At 67.5% G+C, this 20,442-nt stretch carries 21 protein-coding genes and 1 tRNA gene; 7 read left to right on the top strand and 15 right to left on the bottom strand.

From position 1 onward, the window contains the following. Positions 1-25 precede the first annotated feature (25 nt). Together R5H32_RS05970 and R5H32_RS05965 are read left to right on the top strand one after the other, a co-directional pair. A complete protein-coding gene (locus R5H32_RS05970) occupies positions 26-913 on the top strand; it encodes an alpha/beta hydrolase (RefSeq protein WP_318337761.1) in 888 nt (295 codons plus the stop codon). 57 nt (positions 914-970) lie between these two features. Next, a complete protein-coding gene (locus tag R5H32_RS05965) occupies positions 971-1,657 on the top strand; it encodes a M48 family metallopeptidase (protein ID WP_318337760.1) in 687 nt (228 codons plus the stop codon). A gap of 19 nt (positions 1,658-1,676) precedes the next feature. On the opposite strand, the gene der is transcribed toward R5H32_RS05965, so the two are convergent. From der to R5H32_RS05945, 4 genes are all read right to left on the bottom strand, one after another. After that, the gene (gene der, locus R5H32_RS05960; RefSeq protein WP_318337759.1) at positions 1,677-3,134 is read right to left on the bottom strand and encodes a ribosome biogenesis GTPase Der; all 1,458 of its coding nucleotides are present in this window, start codon (positions 3,132-3,134) and stop codon (positions 1,677-1,679) included. Between the two features lie 47 nt (positions 3,135-3,181). Next, positions 3,182-4,501: a PQQ-binding-like beta-propeller repeat protein gene (locus tag R5H32_RS05955; RefSeq protein WP_318337758.1), complete on the bottom strand. Its 1,320-nt coding sequence runs from the start codon at positions 4,499-4,501 to the stop codon at positions 3,182-3,184. A gap of 65 nt (positions 4,502-4,566) precedes the next feature. After that, the gene (locus tag R5H32_RS05950; protein WP_318337757.1) at positions 4,567-5,235 is read right to left on the bottom strand and encodes a tetratricopeptide repeat protein; all 669 of its coding nucleotides are present in this window, start codon (positions 5,233-5,235) and stop codon (positions 4,567-4,569) included. Positions 5,236-5,365: 130 nt separating this feature from the next. After that, positions 5,366-7,273 carry an ABC transporter ATP-binding protein/permease gene (locus R5H32_RS05945; RefSeq protein WP_318337756.1) on the bottom strand — a complete coding sequence of 636 codons (1,908 nt, stop codon included), beginning with the start codon at positions 7,271-7,273 and terminating at the stop codon, positions 5,366-5,368. A 98-nt stretch (positions 7,274-7,371) separates the two neighbouring features. Between R5H32_RS05945 and R5H32_RS05940 the strand changes: the two genes are divergently transcribed. Next, positions 7,372-7,716: a metalloregulator ArsR/SmtB family transcription factor gene (locus R5H32_RS05940; protein WP_318337755.1), complete on the top strand. Its 345-nt coding sequence runs from the start codon at positions 7,372-7,374 to the stop codon at positions 7,714-7,716. Positions 7,717-7,721: 5 nt separating this feature from the next. Here the strand turns inward: R5H32_RS05940 and R5H32_RS05935 are convergent, their stop codons facing one another. Next, positions 7,722-9,002: a LysM peptidoglycan-binding domain-containing protein gene (locus tag R5H32_RS05935; protein WP_318337754.1), complete on the bottom strand. Its 1,281-nt coding sequence runs from the start codon at positions 9,000-9,002 to the stop codon at positions 7,722-7,724. A 93-nt stretch (positions 9,003-9,095) separates the two neighbouring features. Here R5H32_RS05935 and R5H32_RS05930 point away from each other — a divergent pair, with 93 nt between their 5' ends. Continuing rightward, positions 9,096-9,662 carry a TIGR00730 family Rossman fold protein gene (locus R5H32_RS05930; RefSeq protein ID WP_318337753.1) on the top strand — a complete coding sequence of 189 codons (567 nt, stop codon included), beginning with the start codon at positions 9,096-9,098 and terminating at the stop codon, positions 9,660-9,662. On the opposite strand, the gene rarD is transcribed toward R5H32_RS05930, so the two are convergent. From rarD to R5H32_RS05905, 5 genes are all read right to left on the bottom strand, one after another. Beyond that, entirely contained in the window at positions 9,659-10,564 is a 906-nt protein-coding gene (gene rarD, locus R5H32_RS05925; RefSeq protein ID WP_318337752.1) for an EamA family transporter RarD, read from the bottom strand. The genes R5H32_RS05930 and rarD overlap by 4 nt on opposite strands. After that, a complete protein-coding gene (locus tag R5H32_RS05920; RefSeq protein ID WP_318337751.1) occupies positions 10,561-11,430 on the bottom strand; it encodes a metallophosphoesterase in 870 nt (289 codons plus the stop codon). Before R5H32_RS05920 ends, rarD begins: the two co-directional genes overlap by 4 nt. Positions 11,431-11,452: 22 nt before the next feature. After that, complete coding sequence (locus R5H32_RS05915; RefSeq protein ID WP_263332379.1) at positions 11,453-12,052, bottom strand: superoxide dismutase; 600 nt, start codon at positions 12,050-12,052, stop codon at positions 11,453-11,455. Positions 12,053-12,250: 198 nt separating this feature from the next. Next, positions 12,251-13,087 carry an alkaline phosphatase family protein gene (locus tag R5H32_RS05910; RefSeq protein ID WP_318337750.1) on the bottom strand — a complete coding sequence of 279 codons (837 nt, stop codon included), beginning with the start codon at positions 13,085-13,087 and terminating at the stop codon, positions 12,251-12,253. A gap of 413 nt (positions 13,088-13,500) precedes the next feature. Further along, positions 13,501-13,577, bottom strand: a tRNA-Arg gene (locus R5H32_RS05905). A 327-nt stretch (positions 13,578-13,904) separates the two neighbouring features. On the opposite strand from R5H32_RS05905, the gene R5H32_RS05900 reads away from it, so the two are divergent. The 3 genes from R5H32_RS05900 to R5H32_RS05890 all read left to right on the top strand — a co-directional run bounded on the left by R5H32_RS05900 (position 13,905) and on the right by R5H32_RS05890 (position 15,973). Further along, on the top strand, positions 13,905-14,963 hold the full coding sequence (locus R5H32_RS05900; RefSeq protein WP_318337749.1) for a S8 family peptidase: 1,059 nt from the start codon (positions 13,905-13,907) through the stop codon (positions 14,961-14,963). 66 nt (positions 14,964-15,029) lie between these two features. Then, a complete protein-coding gene (locus R5H32_RS05895) occupies positions 15,030-15,452 on the top strand; it encodes a hypothetical protein (RefSeq protein WP_318337748.1) in 423 nt (140 codons plus the stop codon). Continuing rightward, a complete protein-coding gene (locus tag R5H32_RS05890; RefSeq protein WP_318337747.1) occupies positions 15,449-15,973 on the top strand; it encodes a hypothetical protein in 525 nt (174 codons plus the stop codon). Before R5H32_RS05895 ends, R5H32_RS05890 begins: the two co-directional genes overlap by 4 nt. A gap of 31 nt (positions 15,974-16,004) precedes the next feature. On the opposite strand, the gene R5H32_RS05885 is transcribed toward R5H32_RS05890, so the two are convergent. From R5H32_RS05885 to sufC, 5 genes are read right to left on the bottom strand one after another with little or no spacing between them, the layout of a single operon-like run. Then, positions 16,005-17,225, bottom strand: a complete 1,221-nt coding sequence (locus tag R5H32_RS05885) for a cysteine desulfurase (RefSeq protein WP_318337746.1) — start codon at positions 17,223-17,225, stop codon at positions 16,005-16,007. A 2-nt stretch (positions 17,226-17,227) separates the two neighbouring features. Next, positions 17,228-17,824, bottom strand: coding sequence for a YIP1 family protein (locus tag R5H32_RS05880; RefSeq protein WP_318337745.1), 597 nt, complete (start codon positions 17,822-17,824; stop codon positions 17,228-17,230). Next, positions 17,821-18,309, bottom strand: a complete 489-nt coding sequence (locus R5H32_RS05875) for a YIP1 family protein (protein ID WP_318337744.1) — start codon at positions 18,307-18,309, stop codon at positions 17,821-17,823. The genes R5H32_RS05880 and R5H32_RS05875 overlap by 4 nt, the downstream gene beginning before the upstream one ends. Then, on the bottom strand, positions 18,309-19,601 hold the full coding sequence (locus tag R5H32_RS05870; protein WP_318337743.1) for a SufD family Fe-S cluster assembly protein: 1,293 nt from the start codon (positions 19,599-19,601) through the stop codon (positions 18,309-18,311). The genes R5H32_RS05875 and R5H32_RS05870 overlap by 1 nt, the downstream gene beginning before the upstream one ends. Before the next feature lie 11 nt (positions 19,602-19,612). Next, the gene (sufC, locus tag R5H32_RS05865) at positions 19,613-20,368 is read right to left on the bottom strand and encodes a Fe-S cluster assembly ATPase SufC (RefSeq protein ID WP_318337742.1); all 756 of its coding nucleotides are present in this window, start codon (positions 20,366-20,368) and stop codon (positions 19,613-19,615) included. Between the last annotated feature and the right edge of the window lie 74 nt (positions 20,369-20,442).

The following is a 20,442-nucleotide window of genomic DNA, read 5'->3' as shown; positions in this document are numbered from 1 at the left end:
GGGCCTCCATTACCGATCAGGCGCCATGACCCCGCGTTTCCTTCTCGTCCTCATCGTCCTCGCCCTCACCGGCTGCGGGGCGCCCGCGCTCCCGCCGCGCGGGGCGGAGTCCCCCCTGGCCTACGACCGCGCCGACGTCGCGCGGGCGCCCAAGCTCGCGATCCTCGTCCCCGGCGCCTTCGCCTCCGGGTCGATCTTCGCCCCCGCCGGGACCTGGCGCGACGCAGGCTATGCGCTGGTATACTACCGCTTGCCCGGTCTCGACGGCCTGCCGCTCGATCACGCGCTGCGGATCGAGACGGCGGCCGACACGATCGCCGAGTTCGCGCGACAGCACCCCGACAAGAAGATCCGGCTCTTCGGCTATTCCGCCGGAGGGCCGATCGTCATCGAGGCCGCCCGCCGCCTTGAAGGCCGCGACATCCGCGCCGCCGCCCTGGCCCCGTCGCCGGATCACGCCGGCGGCATCCGGACCACGCTGCGCGGAACGCTCGACCTGATCGGCGCGGCGAGACGCGCCGGAACGTTCGACCGCGACGCGGTCTGGGAGGAATACTACCGCGTTCTCCTCTTCGGCCGCGCAGGGCTTGCCGATCCCGAGCTTGCCGAACTCTCGCGCAGGATCGCGGCGGAACAGCGCGGAAAGATCCTCGTCCCCGACCGGGAAATGGCGCGCGCGCACACCCGCGACCTGCGCCAATGGAGACTAGAGCCGGTGCCGGACTGGCTCCAGCCGCGCGTTCGCATCTATCTCGGCCGCGAGGACCCGATCTTCTCGCTCGACCAGACCCTCGCCGTGGCGCAGAAGGCCGGCGACGGCGGGGTCTACGCCTATCCCCGGCAGGGGCATCTCATGTTCCTGACCGGCCCTCGCGTTTTCGACGACGTGCTGGCCTTTTTCGAGAGTCCCTGAGAAGAGGAAACTCGGCCGCCCTTTCCAACCGCCCCGTCCCGCCCCCATATTGAACCCGTGCTGAAGCTGACCCCGATCCTCCTTGCGCTGCTTTACGGCGTCGTGATCTACCGCTTCTCCGCCTGGCGGACGGCGCGGACGCTCGACGCGCAATCGACGCCGCTCGCCGATCCGCAGCTTCTCGCCGTGACCGCCCGCCTCGCGACCGCGCTCGGCATCCAGCGCGTCCCGGTCCATCTTTACGAGATCGCTCCCGTGAACGGCCTCGCCGCACCGGACGGCCGCATCTTCCTCACGCGGGGCTTTTACCAGAAGTTCCGCGAGGGCGCGGTTACGGCCGAGGAAATGGCGAGCGTCATCGCCCACGAACTCGGCCATGTAGCACTTGGCCACACGCGACGGCGGATGATCGACTTTTCCGGCCAGAACGCGATCCGGGTGGTGCTGGCGACGGTTCTCGGCCGGTTCCTGCCCGGGATCGGCATCTATGTCGCAGGGTTTCTCACCTCGCTGCTCGCCGCGCGGCTGAGCCGTCAGGACGAATACGAGGCCGACGAATGGGCCTCGGCGCTGCTCGTCAAGGCGGGGATCGGCACCGGCCCGCAGAAGTCGTTGTTCTCGAAGCTCGAAACCCTCACCGGCATGGGCGGCAGCGCCCCGGCCTGGCTGATGAGCCATCCGAAATCCGCCGACCGCATCGCCGCGATCGAGGCCAACGAGGCGAAATGGGGCGTGACGCGCTGAGGGCTCGGCCCCCGCACCATCACTTCTTCACCGGGTTTCCGACGTGCTTTCTCAGCCGCGACGGCGTGTGGAACTTCTTGTCCTTGAAGGGGTTCTTGTCGCCCTGATCGCGGAAGGTCAGCCGGACCGGCGTTCCCGGCATATCAAAGTCGGCACGCAACCCGTTGACAAGATACCGCGAATAGCTGTCGGGCAACTGGTCAGCATTTTTGCACATGACGACGAATGCGGGCGGCCGCGTCTTCACCTGGGTCATGTATCTGAGCTTGATCCGACGCCCACCCGGCGCCGGAGGCGGATGCGCTTCGGTCATGGCGCCGAGCCACTGGTTCAGCTTCGCCGTCGTCACCCGCCGGTTCCAGACGTCGTAGGCCTTCAGGATCGCGGCATGGAGCCGGTCGAGCCCCTTGCCGGTCTTGGCCGAGACGGTCACCATCGGCGCGCCCTTGAGCTGCGGCAGGAGCCGCTCGAACGCCTCGCGCAGTTCCTTCAGCTTCTCGGTCTTGTCCTCTTCGAGGTCCCACTTGTTGGCGGCCAGCACAACCGCGCGGCCCTCGGTCTCTGCGAAGTCGGCGATCCGCAGGTCCTGCTGCTCGAACGGGATGCCGACGTCGAGAAGCACGACCACGACCTCGGCGAAGCGGACTGCGCGCAGGCCATCGGCAACGGAAAGTTTTTCAAGCTTTTCAGTAACTTTCGCCTTCTTCCTCATGCCGGCGGTATCGAAGATCCGCATCGGCGTGCCCATGAAGTCGGCGGTCACCGAGATCGCGTCGCGGGTGATCCCGGCCTCGGGGCCGGTGAGCAGGCGCTCCTCGCCGATGATCTTGTTGATCAGCGTGGACTTGCCGGCGTTCGGCCGCCCGATCACGGCGATCTGCAGGGGCTTCTCGCGGGTCGGCTTGCGCGGGCCCTCGTCGGCCTCGTCGTCGCTGACGTCGACATCGACCTCGGGCGCATCCAGCGCGGCGCGGGCGGCAAACTCCTCGGCCAGCGGACGCAGCATGTGGTAAAGCTCGTCCATCCCCTCGCCATGTTCGGCCGAGAGCCGCAGCGGCTCGCCGAGGCCGAGCGCATAGGCCTCGATCACCCCGGCATCGGCCGCCTTGCCCTCGGCCTTGTTGGCGGCGAGGATCACATGGGCGTTCTTCTTCCTCAGGATCTCGGCGAAGACCTGGTCGGTCGGCGTGACCCCGGCCCGCGCGTCGATCACGAAGAGGCAGATATCGGCCATCTCGACCGCGCGCTCGGTCAGCCGCCGCATCCGGCCCTGAAGGCTGTCGTCGGCAACGTCCTCGAGCCCGGCGCTGTCGATCGCGATGAAGCGCAGATCACCAAGACGCGCCTCGCCCTCGCGCAGGTCGCGGGTAACGCCGGGCTGGTCGTCGACGAGCGCAAGCTTCTTGCCCACGAGCCGGTTGAACAGCGTGGACTTGCCGACATTGGGGCGCCCGACAATGGCGAGGGTGAAGCTCATATGCGTATCCTTGAGGGCCGAAGCCGCCCTCTTACACAAGCTTTCGCCTAGCGGAAAGCCTGAAGCGTGCCCGATTTGCTCACCACATAGAGCACACCGCCCGCGACGGCCGGCGCCGAGGCCGCGCCGCCCGGCAGTTCCGTCGTCGCGACGAGCGCCCCCGAGGCGGGACTGAAGCTTCGGATCAATCCGTCGGAGGAGGCAATGACGAGCCGACCGCCCGCCAGCACCGGGCCGTAGTGTGCGACGATGTCGCGGCGGCGCTTGTCGCGGTCCTTGGTGAAATAGGGCATGTCGACGCGCCAGACCTCGGCGCCGCTCGACGCGTCGAGCCGCATCAGTTGATCCTCGTCGTTGACGAAGAACACCGCCCCCCCGGCCACCGCGACGGGGCTCATCGCGCCGTCACGGGCCGACCACAGGGTGAGGCCGGTATCCGCATTGACCGCAGAAAGGCGGCCTGCCGAGGTTCCGGCATAGACGACACCGTCCGCGATCACCGGATCTCCGGTCAGGTCAGAGACCGTCGCATAGGCGCGGCCGCGTCTTTGACCCGCGACACTGGCGTTCCACAGACCGACACCGCTGTCCTTCGCGGCCGCGACCATCTGGCCCGAGGCGAAGGGGAAGACCACCTGCCGCGCGTCGACCGCCGGAGCGGCGGCCCCCATCACCCCGGCATTCGAGGGCGCCCCTGGCAGCACCCACTCGACCTTGCCGTCCGAAGCGCGCACGGCCCAGGCCGAAGCGTCCCGCGCAACGACATAGACGCGCCCGTCCGAGACCGCCGGCGCGCCGCCGACGGCCGCATCGAAACGCTGGCGCCAGATGGTCGCACCGCTCGCCGGATCGAGCGCAATGAGTTCTCCATAGCCGCTGGTCGCGAAGACCCGGCCCTCGCCATAGGCGAGGCCACCGCCGGAGGCGTCGCCGCTCCGCTCGGACGGCGGCGTCAGGTCGGCCTGCCACAGCGTCGCTCCGTTGGTGCCAGTCGCCGTCACCATCGCCTTGGAATCGAGCGTGAAGACCCGCCCCGCCGCGACGACAGGATCGGACGTGATGCGGTTCCTGCGGCCGTCCCCGGCGCCGATCCGCGCGCTCCAGACCGGCGTCGGCGACGCCGAGAGCGCGACATGCCCGATCCGGTGGGTGGCCGAACCGCCGCGATGGGTCCAGTCCGCGTTCCGCTGCATCGCCGGCAGCGAGATCGGCGCCGCGGTGACCGGTGCCGGCGCGATGGCCGTGGCATCGGTTCCGATCGCGGCCGCCCGCACGTCCTGGCGCTCGCCTTCGAGGATCACTTCCGGATCCGTGCAGGCCGAAACCAGCACGAGAATGCCTGCCGCACCTATCGCTCGGGAAATCATCACCTGCCTGCCTCTTCGTTCGTTGCATCCCCTGGGGACGTGCGCGACGGCACCCCTCCAGCCGGTCAAGCCGCCTCGGGATCGCCGCCCAGAATTACAATCAACTGCGTCACGCGCCGGCGCAAGCCCGCGGTCACGTCCGGCTCTTCGAGGATCCGGCGCAGTAGCCCGAGCGCCTCGTCATCCTTGGCCTCCGCCATCAGCACCAGCGCCTGCTGCTCCATCGCGAGAACCCGGAACGGCGCGCCGGGCCGGGCCAGCTCCTCGAGCGCGGCGTCGCGCTCGGCGGCATCCATCCCGGTTCCGGCCAGGACCACCGCCTTGAGCCGGGCAAGATCACGGTAGCCGGCCGGAACCGCGGGATCGGCGGCCAGCGCCTCGAACCGGTCTCGCGCCCCGTCGCGATCGCCCGACCGCAGCGCCTCGTGCGCGGCGAGGAGGGTCACCATCGCGCGCTGCCCGGCGCCATCGCCGACGCCGTCCGCACCGATCGCCTCCAAAGCCGCGAGCCGCGCCGTGGCATCGTCGGATTCGAGCGCGGCTACGATACTGTCGCCGAAGCCTTGCGCGGCGGTCTTGTGGCGCGCCTTCTGCCATTCGGAATATCCCGCGCCGCCGACGATCAGCACGACGAGCGCGATACCGATCCAGCCGTACTTGCGCATCAGCGCGAAGAGCTTGTCACGACGGACCTCCTCGGTCACCTCGTCGATGAAACTGTCGGTTTCGCTCACGCCGATCTCCCTCGTGCCGAGGCCCGCGACGGACCCGATCTGCGGCCCGTCTTACACGCAAGCCCGAGCCCTTGCCAAGCCCGGAGCCAGCGAGCGCCGGATGCGCCGCGCGCCGGTATCCGCCGGTACGTCAGTTCTTCGGCGCGTAGTGCCACTCCCGATCCGGCGGCAAGTCGGTGACGAGATCCATTTCCGCGCCGACGGCCAGCTGTCCGCTCGGGGACGCCGCATCGTCCTCCTCGGCCGACTGGCGCGCCCACATCGCGGCGTAGCGGCCACCCTTGGCCAGAAGCTCCTCATGGCGCCCGATCTCGGCGATCTCGCCTTTTTCGAGCACGACGATCCGGTCCGCGTCGGCGATCGTCGAAAGGCGGTGCGCGATCGTGATAACAGTACGCCCCTTGCCCATCGCCTTCAGGCTTTCCTGGATGTCGCGTTCGGTCTGGGTGTCCAGCGCCGAGGTCGCCTCGTCCAGAAGCAGGATCGGCGGATTCTTCAGGAGCGTGCGAGCGATCCCGACCCGCTGCTTCTCGCCGCCCGAAAGCTTGAGGCCGCGTTCGCCGACCTTCGTCTCGTAGCCCTCTGGCAGGGACATGATGAAGTCGTGGATCTTCGCGGCCTTCGCCGCCGCGATCAATTCCCCGCGGCTGGCCTCGGGGCGACCGTAGGCGATGTTGTAAAGGACCGTGTCGTTGAACAGCACCGTGTCCTGCGGCACCACCCCGATCAGCGCATGGAGCGAATCCTGAGTGACGTCGCGCAGGTCCTGCCCGTCGATCCGGAGCGCCCCGCCGGTCACGTCATAGAACCGGAAGAGAAGCCGCCCGATCGTCGACTTGCCCGAGCCCGACGGCCCGACGATCGCCACCGTCTCGCCGGCCCCTACGGTCAGGCTGACACCTTTGAGGATCGGCCGGGCGGCATCGTAGCCGAACTTCACCCGGTCGAGCTTGACCTCGCCGCCGGCCACGGCAAGCGGCTTGGCGCCCGGCTTGTCGGTGACCTCGGCCGGCTGTTCGAGCAGGTCGAACATCTCGCCCATGTCGACCAGCGCCTGGCGGATCTCGCGGTAGACGGTGCCGAGGAAGTTCAGCGGCATGGTGATCTGGATCATGTAGGCGTTGACCATCACGAAATCGCCCACCGTCAGCGTTCCAGCCTGGACCCCGAAGGCGGCCATGACCATCACGATCACGAGCCCGGCGGTGATCAGCAGCGCCTGGCCGAAGTTCAGGAGCGACAGCGACTGGCCGGTCTTGATGGCGGCGCCTTCATAGCCGCGCATCGCCTCGTCGTAGCGGTGCGCCTCGCGCGCCTCGGCGCCGAAATACTTAACCGTCTCGAAGTTCAGGAGGCTGTCGATCGCCTTCTGGTTCGCGTCGGTGTCCTGCTCGTTCATCTTGCGGCGGATCTTCACCCGCCATTCGGTGATCTTGAACGTGTAGGTGACGTAGAGCGTGATCGTGACCAGCACGACGGCCGCATAGCGCCAGTCGAACAGCAGCGCGAAGATCACCGTCACCATGCTGAGTTCGAGGATCAGCGGACCGACCGACAGGAGCATGAAGCGCAGAAGAAACTCGACCCCCTTCACGCCGCGCTCGATCACCCGGCTCAGGCCGCCGGTCTTTCGGGTGATGTGGTAGCGCATCGACAGGCGGTGGATATGGGTGAAGGTCTCGAGCGCGAGTTTTCTCAGCGCACGTTGCCCCACGCGAACAAAGATCACGTCCCTGAGCTCGTTGAACCCGATCGTGCCGATCCGCGCCATCCCGTAGGCGACGGTCAGCCCGATCGCCCCCATAGCCAGAAGCCAGGCGTCGCCCCGCGCTTCGCCCGAGAGCGAATCCACGGCTGCCTTATAAAAGAACGGCGTCAGGACCGAGACGATCTTCGCCACCACCAGCGCCGTCAGCGACAGCACGACCCGCCGCTTGACCCAGGCCTGATCCTCGGGCCAGAGATAGGGCGCCACGCGCTTCAGCGTGCGCGCGCTTCGCCGCCAGCCATCCGCTGTTGTTCCGTGGTTGCCCGCCATCCGGTTACCGCCTCTCACGCCGCGCCCATACCCGGTTGATCGCAGCGGCGGTCTCGGGTATCAAGATCATATTTCAACGTTTCATGAGTAGTTGAACCGTGGAGCAGAGTAAAGCCCTGAACGCGCTGTCGGCGCTGGCCAACGGGACCCGGCTGGAACTCGTGCGCGCCCTGATCGGAACGGGTGCCGAGGGGCTCGCGGCAGGCGATATCGCGCGCCGCCTCGACGTTTCCGCGTCGCGGCTTTCGTTCCACCTCTCGACGCTCGAACAGGCCGGGCTGATCACATCGCGCCGGGAATCGCGCCATGTCTTCTACATGGCGGACGCCACGGTGATCGGACAGGTCATCGCCTATCTGCTCAACGACTGCTGCTGCGCGCATCCCGAGATCCGCGCCTGCTGTACGCCCGAGACCCAAGGAAGCCTGCCGCCGGGTCTCTGAGCAGGCTATTGGGCCGTCGCCGGCACGGTGAATATCTGACCGGGATAGATGAGGTCCGGATCGCGGATCTGCTCCTTGTTCGCCTCGTAGACCTTCACATAGAGAATGCCGCTGCCATAGTTCTCGCGCGCGATCCGCCAGAGCGTGAAACCCGGCTGCACGGTGACGATCGAAGCTTGCGTCGCCGGTGTACGCGGCGCGTCGCCCTCCGTCGCCATGGCGGTCGGGGCGGTTCCTACTGCCGGAGCGGCACGAGCGTCCGGAACAGTCACGGACCCGTCGACCGTCGCACTCCCGTTCGCGGTCGCGGCGGGAAGCTCGGGGACGGCACCGGAACGAAGCGCCGCCGCGACCGTTTCGGCCGCCTCGCGCAGGAACGGAGTCTCGAACCGCGCCGTGACCTTGCCGCCCCCGTCGATTTGGTCGATCCGCATCGTATAGAGCCCCGGAGACAGATCCGAGAGTTCTGCCGTCCAGCGTCCACCGGTTTCGACCGGAACCGTGAGGATCTCTCGGTTGTCGAGATAGACTCGGGCAAAGCTGCCCGAAGCGCCATGTCCGGCCACGCGGACGGCGCCGGACGGCGCGTAGCCGATCGTGTCGATCACGATATCGGTGAGTGATGCCGGCGACGACTGCCGGCGCACGCCCTCGGAATCGACGATCAGGACATCGGGCGGTTCAGCCGCCTCGGCTTCGGCCGTGGCGGGCGGTTCAGCCGCCTCGGCTTCGGCCGTGGCGGGCGCTTCCTCCTCCGGTGCGGCTTCGACGACTTGGTCGGGTTCACCGACAGGTTCGCCGAATGGTTCGACCACTACCGCCGCCTCGGAAGCCAGCACGCTGCCGTCCTTGAGGGCCGTCTCCAGCGTCAGCACGCGTGGCTCGTCGCTCGCTGGCAACGAAAGCAAGGCCGCGAAGCTCCCTTTCGAGTCCGCGACCGCGGTCTGGGCTTCAGCGCCGTCGATACGGATCGTAACCGACGCCCCGGCTTCGGCGCGCCCGGCCACGAGCAGCGATCCCCCCGCATCGACCCGCACCGTGTCGAAAGTCGGTACCGACGGCGATTCCGCTGCCGGTTCGGGCGGCTCCGGCGCGTTTGGCGCCTGCACGGCTGGAGCCGGCTGGGATACCGTCGCCGTCTCTTCGTCCGGCGACCCGGTCGGCAACCCGACCGGTGGCAGCAGAAAATGGCCGATCACTGCCGCCAAGGCGAGCCCGCCGAGCACACCGCCGACCCACTTAAAAGTAGCGGCGCCGTCGCTCCGGGCTACCGACTTGTCTTCCATGCATTTCCCCTCGGATGCGCATCCTTCCGTCGCGCTTGAGCGACCATAGCAACGCCGTTATCAGGGGTCAAAGCAACCCTGCGCGAGGATCCCATGTCCAGAAACCGGCAGTCCGTCTGTGTCTACTGCGGCTCGCGCATGGGCGCGCGAGCGGCCTATGGCGAGGCGGCGCGTGCGACCGGGGTGATGCTGGCCTCGAACGGCTGGCGGCTGGTCTACGGAGCCGGCGATGTCGGCCTGATGGGCGAGGTTGCCCGCGCCGCTCAAGGCGCCGGGGGCGAAACCTTCGGCGTCATCCCGACGCATCTTCTGTCGCTCGAAGTCGGCAAGCGCGACCTCTCGACCTTCGTCGTCACCGAGACGATGCACGAACGCAAGAAGGTCATGTTCATGAACGCAGACGCCGTCGTGGTGCTGCCCGGCGGCGGCGGTTCGCTCGACGAGTTCTTCGAAGTGCTCACCTGGCGCCAGCTCGGGCTCCACGCGAAGCCGATCGTGCTCCTGAATACCGGGGGCTACTGGGACCGGCTCGTCGCGCTCATCGACGGGATCGTCGACGAAGGGTTTGCCGACGCCTCGCTGCGGGACTTCGTCGAGGTGGCTTCGACGGTCGAGGCGCTCGAGGCGGTGCTTCGGCGCGGCTTCGCAACGCGCGGCTAGACCGCGACCGGCACCTGCCGGCGCCGGCGCTCCTGCCGCAGCGCGCTCAGCGAATAGACGGCAAGTGCGGTCCAGATCAGCGGGAAGGCGATCATGTGCCAGAGCGTCACCGGCTCGGCGAAAATCAACGCGGCGACGGCAAACTGCAGCGTCGGGTTGAGGTACTGGACGAGGCCCACGGTAGCCATCCGCACCCGCTTGGTGGCGTAGGAAAAGAGCATCAGCGGGCCTCCGGTCAGGATACCCGACAGCGCGAGGATCACGCTGTCGTGCCAATTGGCGCCAAAGGCGCCGCCGCCCCTGCCCCAGTGCCCGGAATGGACGCCCCAGAGCCAGAGCGCGGCCACGGGCGCGAGGAGTGCCACCTCGGCCGCGACCGACACGACCGGCCCCGCCTCGATCCGGCGCTTGAGCAGACCGTAGATACCGAACGTCGCGGCGAGAAAAAGCGCGATCCAGGGGGCGGCACCAAGCCCGCCGGTCAGCACCGTGACCGCCAGCGCGGCCAGTGCCACCGCCGCCCACTGGCCCCGGCTGAGTGTCTCGCTGAAAATCACGCGGCCGATCATCACCGCGACCAGCGGGAAGATGTAGTAGCCGAGCGACGCCTCGATCGCGCGCCCGTTCTGGATCGACCAGATGAAGCCGAACCAGTTGGCGGAGATCATCAGCGCGGCGACGGCGACCAGGAGGACCGAGCGCCCGGCAACGAGCGCGGGCAGGAGCCGAAGCCTGCCCTGCACGGCAAGGACGACGAGGAAGAAGACCAGAGACCAGAGTGTGCGATGGGCCAGGACCTCGGGCGGAGGAACATGGGCCACCGCCTTGTAGAAGATCCCCGACAGGCCCCAGACCGTGCAGGCCAGGACCATCGCCAGAACACCCTTGACCGCCTCGCTCATGCGCCTATCTCCACAACCGTGATCTCCGGCACGACGCCAAGGCGCAGCGGCAGGATCGAGCAGCCGATCCCGCCCGAGACGACGAGGTCGCGGTCCTGCTCCCGCACATGTCCGTAGGCGAAGCGGTTGCCGTAGGCCGAGGGCACGAGCGGCGAGTAGCCAAAGCACCTTACCTGCCCGCCATGCGTATGACCCGACAGCGTGAGCGCGATCCGCCCCGGCACGCGCGGAAAGATGTCCGGCTCATGGGCGAGCAGGATCGCCGGTTCGTCGCCGTCGATCTGGGCGAGCGTGCCTTCGAGATCGTCGACGCCGGTGTAGCGGCCCTGTCCGTCGACGAGCGCCAATTGGTCGCCGAGCCCGGCGAGCCAGAAATCCCCGTTCGGGCGACCGATCTTCAGGGCGCGGTTCTCCAGGATCGGAACACCGTTCGCTTCGAGCGCAGTACCGGCGAGAACCGGACCGGCACGGCGGCGCTGGGCACTCCGGTCATCCCACCAGTCGTGATTGCCGAGGATCCCGTAAACGCCGAGCGGCGCGACGAGCCGGCCGAGCGCCGCAGCCGTCTCGGCCACCGGGACCTCCTTCGTGACGAAGCGGTGCCCGGCCGCGAGGTCGCCGAGCACGACGACGAGATCGGCGCCAAGCGCATTGGTCCGCGCGACGATCCGCCTGAGTCGGCGCAGCGGCACGAAGGGCTCGCCCATGTGGAGATCCGCCACGACGGCGATCCTCAGCGGCGCCCCGCGCCAGCCCTCGGACCTCACCTGCCAGCGCCGCACCCTAAGCCGCAGCGCCGGCTCGATGAGGAAGGCATAGGCGGAGGCGAAGAGGCCCGCCAGGAATACCCCCAGCAGGCCCCTCAATACTCCGCGCCGCGAGTTCACCTCAGAGACGCGAGGCGACGTTTTCCCAGTTCACGAGCTTGTCGAGGAAGTTCGTGAGATAGGCGGGGCGCTTGTTGCGGAAGTCGATGTAGTAGCTGTGCTCCCACACGTCGCAGCCCAGAAGCGCGGTCTGGCCGAAGCAGAGCGGGTTCACGCCGTTCTCGGTCTTGGTGACCTTGAGGCTGCCGTCCTTGTCCTTGACGAGCCAGCACCAGCCCGAGCCGAACTGGCCCGCGCCGGCGGCGGCGAAGTCGTCCTTGAACTTCTGGACCGAGCCGAACGCCTCGGTGATCGCCTTTTCCAGCTCGCCCGGCATCGCCTTGCCGCCCGGCCCCATCATCTCCCAGAACTGGTTGTGATTCCAATGCTGCGAGGCGTTGTTGAAGATGCCGTTCTGCGCGACCGCACCGGCCTGATAGGTGCCGGTGATGATGTCCTCGAGCGACTTGCCCTCCCACTCGGTCCCGGCAATCAGCTTGTTGCCGTTGTCGACATAGGCCTTGTGGTGCAGGTCGTGGTGATACTCGAGCGTTTCCTTCGACATGCCGAGCGCCGCCAGCGCGTCGTGGGCATAGGGAAGATCGGGAAGGGTGAAGGCCATGGTTCTGTTCCTTTCGCGCGAAACTGTGCGGCCCAGTTAAAACGCCTTCACGCCGGAAAGGTCAATGGCGGCCTGCGCTTCCGGGGCGACGGGACGGCGTCCGCCGGTCGAGGATTGGGGGGCGACGCCAAGACAAGCCCCCACCATCACGGGCGGTGACGATCCGTAGCTCGTGTCGGGCTCGCAATGCGATCCGGCTTACACCAGGAACGGCTCGTCGCGCATCGTCTCCGGTATCTCCACGCAGAGGCGCGCGAGGATTGTCGGCGCGAGCTGGGTCTGGTTCAGCAGCGTATCGGGCGCAGGCCCTTCGGCCGGGCCGAAATAATAGAGCGCGAAGTCGCGCTGCATGTCCTCGGCCCCGCCGTGATGGCCGCGTTTGGACTGGCCGTGATCGGCGGTCACGATGACCTCGTAACCCGCCTTGCGCCAGCGCTCGACATAGGGCGCGAGTTGGCCGTCGAGCTTGAAGCAGGCAAGATCCATCTGGATGCAGTCGTGGCCGAAACGGTGGCCCATGCTGTCCAGGGTGCAGGTATGGAGCATGCCGTAGTCGATCCCGTGCCTTTCGGCGAGCATGGAGAGCGTCGCGAAGAGGTCGGCGTCGCAGGGCGTCATCTGGTTGTCATGGCCATAGCCCGTCATCGTGTGGAAGCGGCCGTGGCTGATCGGACCCTGTCCCGGCTCGTCGTATTCGATGTCGCGGACCGGGTCGAAGGGCGCGCGATTGAAGAACTCCGACCAGAAGCTGTGGGCGACGGCACCGGTGCGGCCACCGGCCTTTGCCACCTCGGAGAAGATATCGGGCTCGGCCACCCGGAAGATCGACTCGTTCGATGTCACGCGATGCACCTGGGGGCTGACCCCGGTATGGATCGAGGCATAGCAGGACGCCGAGGTGGACGGCATGACCGACCGCATCCGCCAGACCCGCGCCTCGCCGGAGGCGACCCAGCCTTCGAGGTTTCCGAAGAAGCCGCGCCAGTTGTCATAGGGAACGCCGTCGATGATGATGAGGAGAAGCTTTCGATCCACGATATCCGCCTGTTACTGCCGCGGCGCGGCGCCGCAATCCCGCGTACTTTTTGCCGCGCGCAAGCCGGAAGCTTTGCCGAAAGCGGCACCCTTGAGTCGGCCTTCGACCGCAGGCCGTACCGACACCCGAAATACCCGGTTGGACGACAGCGCGGCGGGGAACCGAGGCACCCAAGTGGTTCTCTTGGCGGTCGCATTGGCAAACCACTCGGCTACGGCGGTTCAGGGCATGTCGCGAATCCCCTCGGGCTAGCACGTCCCGCACGATCCTGCTGGCAAGGCAGTCAGGGCCATGGTGAAGACGGATCAACGGCTCGCCTTCACACGCTTTCCCGAAAGCATCCGTATTACGCCGCCGAACCGGAGCGGCAACCCCGCCGGAACATTAAATGACTGCAATCAAAAGAATATTCTGGCGCACCCGACAGGATTCGAACCTGTGACCTCTGCCTTCGGAGGGCAGCACTCTATCCAGCTGAGCTACGGGTGCGCGGTCGAAGTCTCTATAGCGACAAGTTTCACGTCCCGCAATGGGGCTTTGCACGGCAAGTGCCGGGATCGGGAGTGTCCACGCGCTGCAACCTGCGTCCTGACGACCGCACTGCGACTCCATCTGAAATTGAGCTGAAATCCGCCCCTAACCAAAGCAATCTTCCCGGTTAGAAACCACGGGGGCGGCAGCCCGGAAGGTGGAATCAGGACAATGGCCAAACGTCTCCCTCCCACCATTCGCTCGATCGTGGTTCCAAAGAACCGTCGAGGTCGTGCAAGGCCGCCCAAACGGCACGTCCTGCTTATCTGTACCGGCGCCATTCTCGTGCTGGCGGCCTGCAAGGGCGGCGACACCGTCGCTTCGTTGCCGGTCCCGGTGCCGGGCGGCGCGGGAACGTTCGGCTCCTACTTCGTGCAGTCCTTCGACCCCTACGAGGCTGTCGCGACGGCACTCCGCGACACCACGGCACGCTACCTGTTCCAGAGGACCGAATGGCGGTTCAGCGCCGCTCCGGGCACTACCTATTCGAGCTACCCCCTGGCATCGAGCCGCGCCGAATACGCCCACGCCGTCGGCCTGACGGGGTCCGGGCAGACGATCTCCATCGTCGACGAGGGCTTCCGGCAAACGCACGACACCATCGCCGGCAGGATCGTCGCCACATCGGGGGCGCTGCCGGTTGCGGATCATGGAACCGCCGTGGCCTCGGTCGCGGCCGGATCCTCGACCAGAATGATCGGCGTCGCGCCGGGCGCGAGCCTTGCTCTCGGCAGTTCCGGCTCGGCTTCCGCTCTGACGGCGTCGGCCTACACGGCCCTGCAGCGTGGCGCCGTTGCCCAGAACAATTCCTGGGGCTTCCCGGTGCCCGCGACCTCGGCAAGCTTCGACACCGTCTTCGGCACGACGGACGGAGCCGCCTACCTCGCCGCACTCGACGCCTACGCCGCCAGGGGCGTCGTCGTCTTCGCACTGTCGAACGACAAGACCACGACCGCCTCCGAGCTCATGGAGGGTCTGCCCGCCCTGCGATCGAGCCTGGAGCCAGGCTGGCTCGCGGTCGGCAACGCGACACCCGCATTCGACGGCGCCGGCATCCAATCGGCGCGCATGCAGTCGGCCTCGTGCCTCGACACCGCCAGATGGTGCCTCGTCGCCGACGGAAGCTGGAACGCGGCCACCGCGGCCTCCAACAGCTCGTACAGTTTCACGATCGGCTCCTCGTTCGCCGCGCCCCAGGTCGCCGGCGCGCTGGCGCTGCTGGCCGAGGCATTCCCGAACCTGACGCCGCATCAGCTGCGGCTTCGCCTGCTCGCATCGGCCGACAACGGGTTCTTAGCGCCCGACGGCGCGGTCGAACTCGCGCCCGGCTTCGCGCATGGCTAAAGCGACGTCTACGGCCATGGTTTTCTGGACCTCAGGGCGGCCCTGCTGCCGATCGGCGCGACCAGCATGAGCCTGCCCGGCGGGGGCGAGGTCAACACCTCCGGGCCGGTGATCGTTGCCGGCGCGGCGCTCGGCGACGCCGTCGAGCGCAGTCTCGGCGTGATCGAGGTCGAGGTTACCGACCGCCTCGCCGGCGGGTTCAGGATGCCGGCCGAGGCGCTGACCGCGAGCGCCGCGCCGCGGCCGATGGCCGAAACCCTTCTGGCGCGGGCGACGTCCAGCGATCTCGCTGCCCGCCGCGCCGCCATCGCGCAAACGCTGGCGGATCCGTTCCGCGCGTTCAGCGGCCGGACGCTCGATTTCGCGAGCCCCGATGGCGGTCTTTCCGGCGCGCTCCTCGTCCCGGCAAGCGGCGATGCGGAAGCCGGATACGGGTTCAGCGCCAGCCACGCGATGATCTACGGGCCGGTCGGGCTCACATCGGCGTGAAGGTCGCGCGTGACCGTGGCGCGCTTGGGCTTGGCGCCGCCGACGACGGGCTTCCGGCGAGCGACCTCGTCGCCCTGCGACTCGGTCTGAAGGGCGAGGCCGCGAACGGCAGCTTCATCCCGGTATCGGGCGAGACCGGAATCGCCGATCTCGGCGCGCCGGCCTACCTGTCGGGTGTGTCGACGGCGCGCTTCTCCAGCCTCGATTTCGACCTCGGCCGGCGCGGTGTCCTCGCCTCCGGCGACCGGCTGAGCTTGCGCGCGTCGATGCCGATGGCGGTGACCTCGGGGCGCGCCGAGATAGTGCTGCCGGTCGTCAGAAGCGCCGGAAGAACCGCGTTCGAGCCGGTGAAGCTCGACCTCGCGCCGTCCGAGCGGCAGGTCGATCTCGCGATCAGTTACCAGCGGCCGATGGCGCCGGGACTGGAATTCCTCGCCGAACTCGCCCGCGCCGAGAACTTCGGCAACCGCGCAGGTGTCACGGACACGGCGGGCGTAGTGGCGATCACCTTCTCGTTCTGAAGGGGCGCCACCCCTGCCCCGCAGCCGCGGCTCAGGCGAATAGCTCGTGGCAAAGCTCCAGCGCCTCGATCAGCGCATCGACCTCGGCGCGGGTGTTGTAGAGCCCGAAGGAGGCACGGCAGGTCGCAGTGACGCCGAGGAACTCCAGCAGCGGCATCGCGCAATGCGTGCCCGCGCGCACCGCGATGCCCTTCTTGTCGAGCACGGTCGAGATGTCGTGGGCATGCGCCGCCCCTTCCAGCGTGAAGGAGAAGATCGCCCCCTTGCCCGGCGCGGTGCCTTGCAGGTTGAGCCAGTTCAGCCCCTTGAACCGGCTCAGCGCGTAATCGCGCAGATCCGCCTCGTGCGCGGCGACATTGTCCATGCCGAGACCCATGAGGTATTCCAGCGCGACGCCCATGCCGATCTGCTGGACGATGCCGGGTGTGCCGGCCTCGAACTTCATCGGCGGGTCGTTGTAGGTCACGGCGTCGCGGCAGACGTCGCGGATCATGTCGCCGCCGCCTAGGAACGGGCGCATCTCGGCCATCCGCTCCTTCGAGATCCAGATCGCGCCAGACCCGGTCGGCCCGTAAAGCTTGTGGCCGGTGATCGCGTAGAAGTCGCAGCCGATCTCTGCCACCGACACCGGCCGGTGCACGGCGCCCTGCGAGCCGTCGACGAGAACCGGCACACCCTTCGCGCGCGCGCCGCGGCAGATCGCGGCGACATCGACGAGGGTTCCTGTCACGTTCGACATCTGGGTGACGGCAACGAGCTTCGTCCGGGGGCCGATGGCGGCGATCACCCTTTCGGGGTCGAGCGTGCCGTCCGGTTCCGGCTCCACCCATTTCAGCACCACGCCCTGACGCTCGCGCAGGAAGTGCCAGGGCACGATGTTGGCATGGTGTTCAAGGACCGAGAGCACGATCTCGTCGCCCGGCTGCATCCTGGGCGCGGCCCAGGCGTAGGAGACGAGGTTGATCGCCTCCGTGGTGCCGGAGGCAAAGACGATCTCCTCGGGATCGGGGGCGCCTAGGAAGCGGGCGACGATGGCGCGGACGCCTTCGTATTTCTCGGTTGCGAGGTTCGACAGGTAGTGCAGGCCACGATGGACGTTGGCGTATTCCATCTCGTAGGCCTGCGTGATCGCCTCGATCACCGCGCGCGGCTTCTGCGCCGAGGCGCCGTTGTCGAGATAGACTAGGGGTTTGCCGTGCACCTCGCGCGAAAGTATCGGGAAATCGGTTCGGATCTTGGCGACGTCGTACATGGTCAGAACTTCTCGATCGGAGGGAGGACGCCCAGCATCGAAAGCAGGACGGCAAGGACAACGACAATGACGAAGAAGCTCGCCACCATCCCGACGAAGACCTTGGCGAGGTCGCGAAAGCCGTGCAGTGCCGCGGTGAACTGGGCGAGAAGCCACAGGAACATCCCCAGCGCCGCGAAGGCGATGAGCGTGGCGAGCGGCGGCGCCACGAACATCACCAGCATCTGCACGGCCTGCGCCAGGGTCAGCAGAAACTCGAGCCAGGCGACAAGAAGCAGCGCGTCCGCGAAACTGCCCTGCCCGCCGAAGACGCGGCCGACGTAGGCCATCGCCCCGGCGATGATCACCAGCGACAGGATCTGGAACGCCACCCCGAGCCAGGGATCGGCAAGAATGGCGAAGACGGCGGCCTGCTGGTCGGCGGGCATGAAGAGAAGCGCGATCCGGGTCTCCAGAAGCGCCACCACCGCGACCAGCAAGAGCCCGAGCCAGCGCGCCTCCATCGGCAGGTCGAATCCGATCAGCCGCCGCGCGGCCTCGCGCGGGTGGCGCAGCGTGTGCGCCACGAGATCTACGATGAGGGGACCGATCGCCGTCATGACTTCGCTCCGCTTTCCGAGACGGCCAGCCCGCTCAACCAGAACCACAGGAAGACCACAAAGACGATACCGCCCACGACGCCGGCCTGCAGCCCCGGCCCGATAAAGCCCGCGATCATGCCCTGCAGGAGCATCAGCGGCGACACCGCCAGAAGCGCCCAGAAAAGCGCGATTCGGGCCCCGAAGAAATCGCCCTTTCCGCCAAACGCCCGCGCCACGAGATGGCCGAGCGCCGCGAGCAGGTAGACGACCGGCAAGAGCGCCATGACCGCGAGGAAGGACGCCACCATCCGCTGGACGAGCGGCACCTCTGGTTCAAAATGCGCAGCCCGGCTCAGCCCGGGCCACTGCGCGATGTAGATCACGACGAGCGCCGCGATCAGATAGGTGAGCGCGCGCGCCTCGTGGCGCTCGCCCGCGAGGAGACGGCGCATCACCCTGCGCGGCCCCCGGTAGGTGGCGACGATATCGTCGGTAACGGCCATCACTTCTTCCGGCGTTGGAGCCAGGCTTCGAGCCGCTCGACGATCTCTGCGGCGAGCGCCTCGTCCTCGATCTCCGCGATCGCGTCGGCGAGGAAGGACAGGACCAGAAGTGCCGTCGCATCCTGCTTCCCGACCCCGCGCGAGCGCAGGTAGAACAGGGCCGTCTCGTCGATCGCACCGGTCGTGGACCCGTGCGAGCACTTCACGTCGTCGGCATAGATCTCCAGCTCGGGCTTTGCGAGGAACTGGCTGTCGTCGTCCAGCAGCAGCGACTGGCTGATCTGGTAGCCGTCGGTCTTCTGCGCGCCGGGCTTCACGAGGATCTTGCCCTGGAAGACGCCCACCGCGCCGTTCTTCAGCACCTTCTTGAACACCTGCCGGCTTTCGCAGCGTTCGGCGTTATGGGTGACAAAGATCGTGTCGTCGTGATGGAACCGGCCGTAGCTGCCGTCGCCGAGGGCCGCGCCCGCGACATGGGCGACGGCATCGTCTCCGGTGATCTCGATCACGCATTCGTTGCGCGTCATCTGACCGTTGACGGTGAGCGTGAAGCTCTTGAACGACGCTTCCTCCGCGACGCGGGCGAAGATGTGGGTGATCGCCCGGCGCTCGTGGTCACGGCCCTGGGCTCGGACATGGTGGAAGCGGCCACCCTTGGCGACGTCGACCTCCATCACCTTATTGAACCGCGCCGAGGCCGGCCCGGTTTCCAGAAGCGTCAGCTCCGCGCCCGGCTCGATCTTCACACAGTGATGCAGAATCGCGTCGGAAGCTTCTGACTCGTGGCGATAAACCAGATGCACAGGCTTTTCCGCCTGCCCCGTCGCGCGGATCAGCACACCATCGGTTGCGGCCGCCGTGTTGAGCGCGGCGAACGGCCTGGCCACCGGCGACTGCCCCCTGTCCTCGAGGGTGCCGTAAAGCTCCTGCGCCCAGTGGATATCGGAGGCGCCAATCTCCGCCAGCCGCACGATCTCGACGCCCGCGAGTGCGGGGTCGTCCGACGCGCCCGCGTCGAAGACACCGTCGACGAACACGATCTTCACGCTGTCGACGCCGCCGAACAGCGGCGCTTCCTTCGCATCGAACAGCGCGGCCTTCGCCGCCTCGGCCGCGTTGAACGCGGAGGGGTCGGTGAATTTCCAGTACTCGTCCCGCCGCCCCGGCAGGCCCATCTCTCTCAGCCGCGCCAGCGCGTTGGCGCGGGCATAGGCGGTGAATCCGCCCCTCGGCAGGTCGAGCGCGGCGATCCGCGCTTCGGTCGCGGCCACGCGCGCCTCATCCTTTCGCATCGGGGACGCCATCAGGCCAGCTCCGCCAGGATGTCGGCATAGCCGTTCTTCTCGACCTCGAGCGCAAGCTCCGGGCCGCCGGTCTTCACGATCCGCCCGGCCGCCATGATATGGACGATGTCGGGCTGGATATGGTCGAGAAGCCGCTGGTAATGGGTGATGACGAGGAAGGCCCGGCCTTCGTCGCGCAGCGCGTTGACCCCGTCGGAGACGAGTTTCATCGCATCGACGTCGAGCCCGGAGTCGGTCTCGTCGAGGATGCACATGCGCGGCTCGAGGACCGCCATCTGCAGGATCTCGTTGCGCTTCTTCTCGCCGCCCGAGAAGCCGACGTTCACGGGCCGCTTCAGCATGTCGGCGTCGATCTTCAGCGTCTTGGCCTTCTCGCGCACGAGCTTGAGGAACTCCGCCGCGCTGACCTCGTCCTGCCCGCGCGCCTTGCGCTGGGAATTGAGCGCGGTCCTGAGGAAGGTCATGTTGCCGACGCCCGGAATCTCCACCGGGTACTGGAAGGCGAGGAAGAGACCGGCCGCGGCGCGCTCCTCCGGCTCCATCTCCAGGAGATCCTCGCCGTCGAGCGTCGCGCTGCCGCCGGTCACCTCGTAGCCATCCCGGCCCGAGAGCACATAGGACAGCGTCGACTTGCCTGACCCGTTCGGTCCCATGATCGCATGGACCTTGCCGGCCTCGACGGTCAGATCGACACCCTTGAGGATCTGCTTGTCCTCTTCCTCGAGCTTGACCTGCAGGTTCTTGATATTAAGCATCTTTTCCTCTTTCAAACGGCAAAGGCGGCCCGCGGGCGCGAAGCCCGGGCCGCAGGGGTTTCGGATGGATGTCG

The organism is Defluviimonas sp. D31 (assembly GCF_033436765.1).
GTDB lineage: Bacteria > Pseudomonadota > Alphaproteobacteria > Rhodobacterales > Rhodobacteraceae > Albidovulum.
This window is presented reverse-complemented; position numbering and strand designations above follow the sequence as displayed.

Bases quoted from the DNA above. Each gene is read 5' to 3' on its own strand.
- R5H32_RS05895 (WP_318337748.1), top strand. From the start codon at position 15,030: ATGAGCCTGCCCGGCGGGGGCGAGGTCAACACCTCCGGGCCGGTGATC.
- R5H32_RS05875 (WP_318337744.1), bottom strand. From the start codon at position 18,309: ATGGCCGTTACCGACGATATCGTCGCCACCTACCGGGGGCCGCGCAGG.
- sufC (WP_318337742.1), bottom strand. From the start codon at position 20,368: ATGCTTAATATCAAGAACCTGCAGGTCAAGCTCGAGGAAGAGGACAAG.
- der (WP_318337759.1), bottom strand. From the start codon at position 3,134: ATGAGCTTCACCCTCGCCATTGTCGGGCGCCCCAATGTCGGCAAGTCC.
- R5H32_RS05970 (WP_318337761.1), top strand. From the start codon at position 26: ATGACCCCGCGTTTCCTTCTCGTCCTCATCGTCCTCGCCCTCACCGGC.
- R5H32_RS05915 (WP_263332379.1), bottom strand. From the start codon at position 12,052: ATGGCCTTCACCCTTCCCGATCTTCCCTATGCCCACGACGCGCTGGCG.
- R5H32_RS05935 (WP_318337754.1), bottom strand. From the start codon at position 9,002: ATGGAAGACAAGTCGGTAGCCCGGAGCGACGGCGCCGCTACTTTTAAG.
- R5H32_RS05870 (WP_318337743.1), bottom strand. From the start codon at position 19,601: ATGCGAAAGGATGAGGCGCGCGTGGCCGCGACCGAAGCGCGGATCGCC.
- rarD (WP_318337752.1), bottom strand. From the start codon at position 10,564: ATGAGCGAGGCGGTCAAGGGTGTTCTGGCGATGGTCCTGGCCTGCACG.
- R5H32_RS05930 (WP_318337753.1), top strand. From the start codon at position 9,096: ATGTCCAGAAACCGGCAGTCCGTCTGTGTCTACTGCGGCTCGCGCATG.
- R5H32_RS05945 (WP_318337756.1), bottom strand. From the start codon at position 7,273: ATGGCGGGCAACCACGGAACAACAGCGGATGGCTGGCGGCGAAGCGCG.
- R5H32_RS05955 (WP_318337758.1), bottom strand. From the start codon at position 4,501: ATGATTTCCCGAGCGATAGGTGCGGCAGGCATTCTCGTGCTGGTTTCG.
- R5H32_RS05880 (WP_318337745.1), bottom strand. From the start codon at position 17,824: ATGACGGCGATCGGTCCCCTCATCGTAGATCTCGTGGCGCACACGCTG.
- R5H32_RS05885 (WP_318337746.1), bottom strand. From the start codon at position 17,225: ATGTACGACGTCGCCAAGATCCGAACCGATTTCCCGATACTTTCGCGC.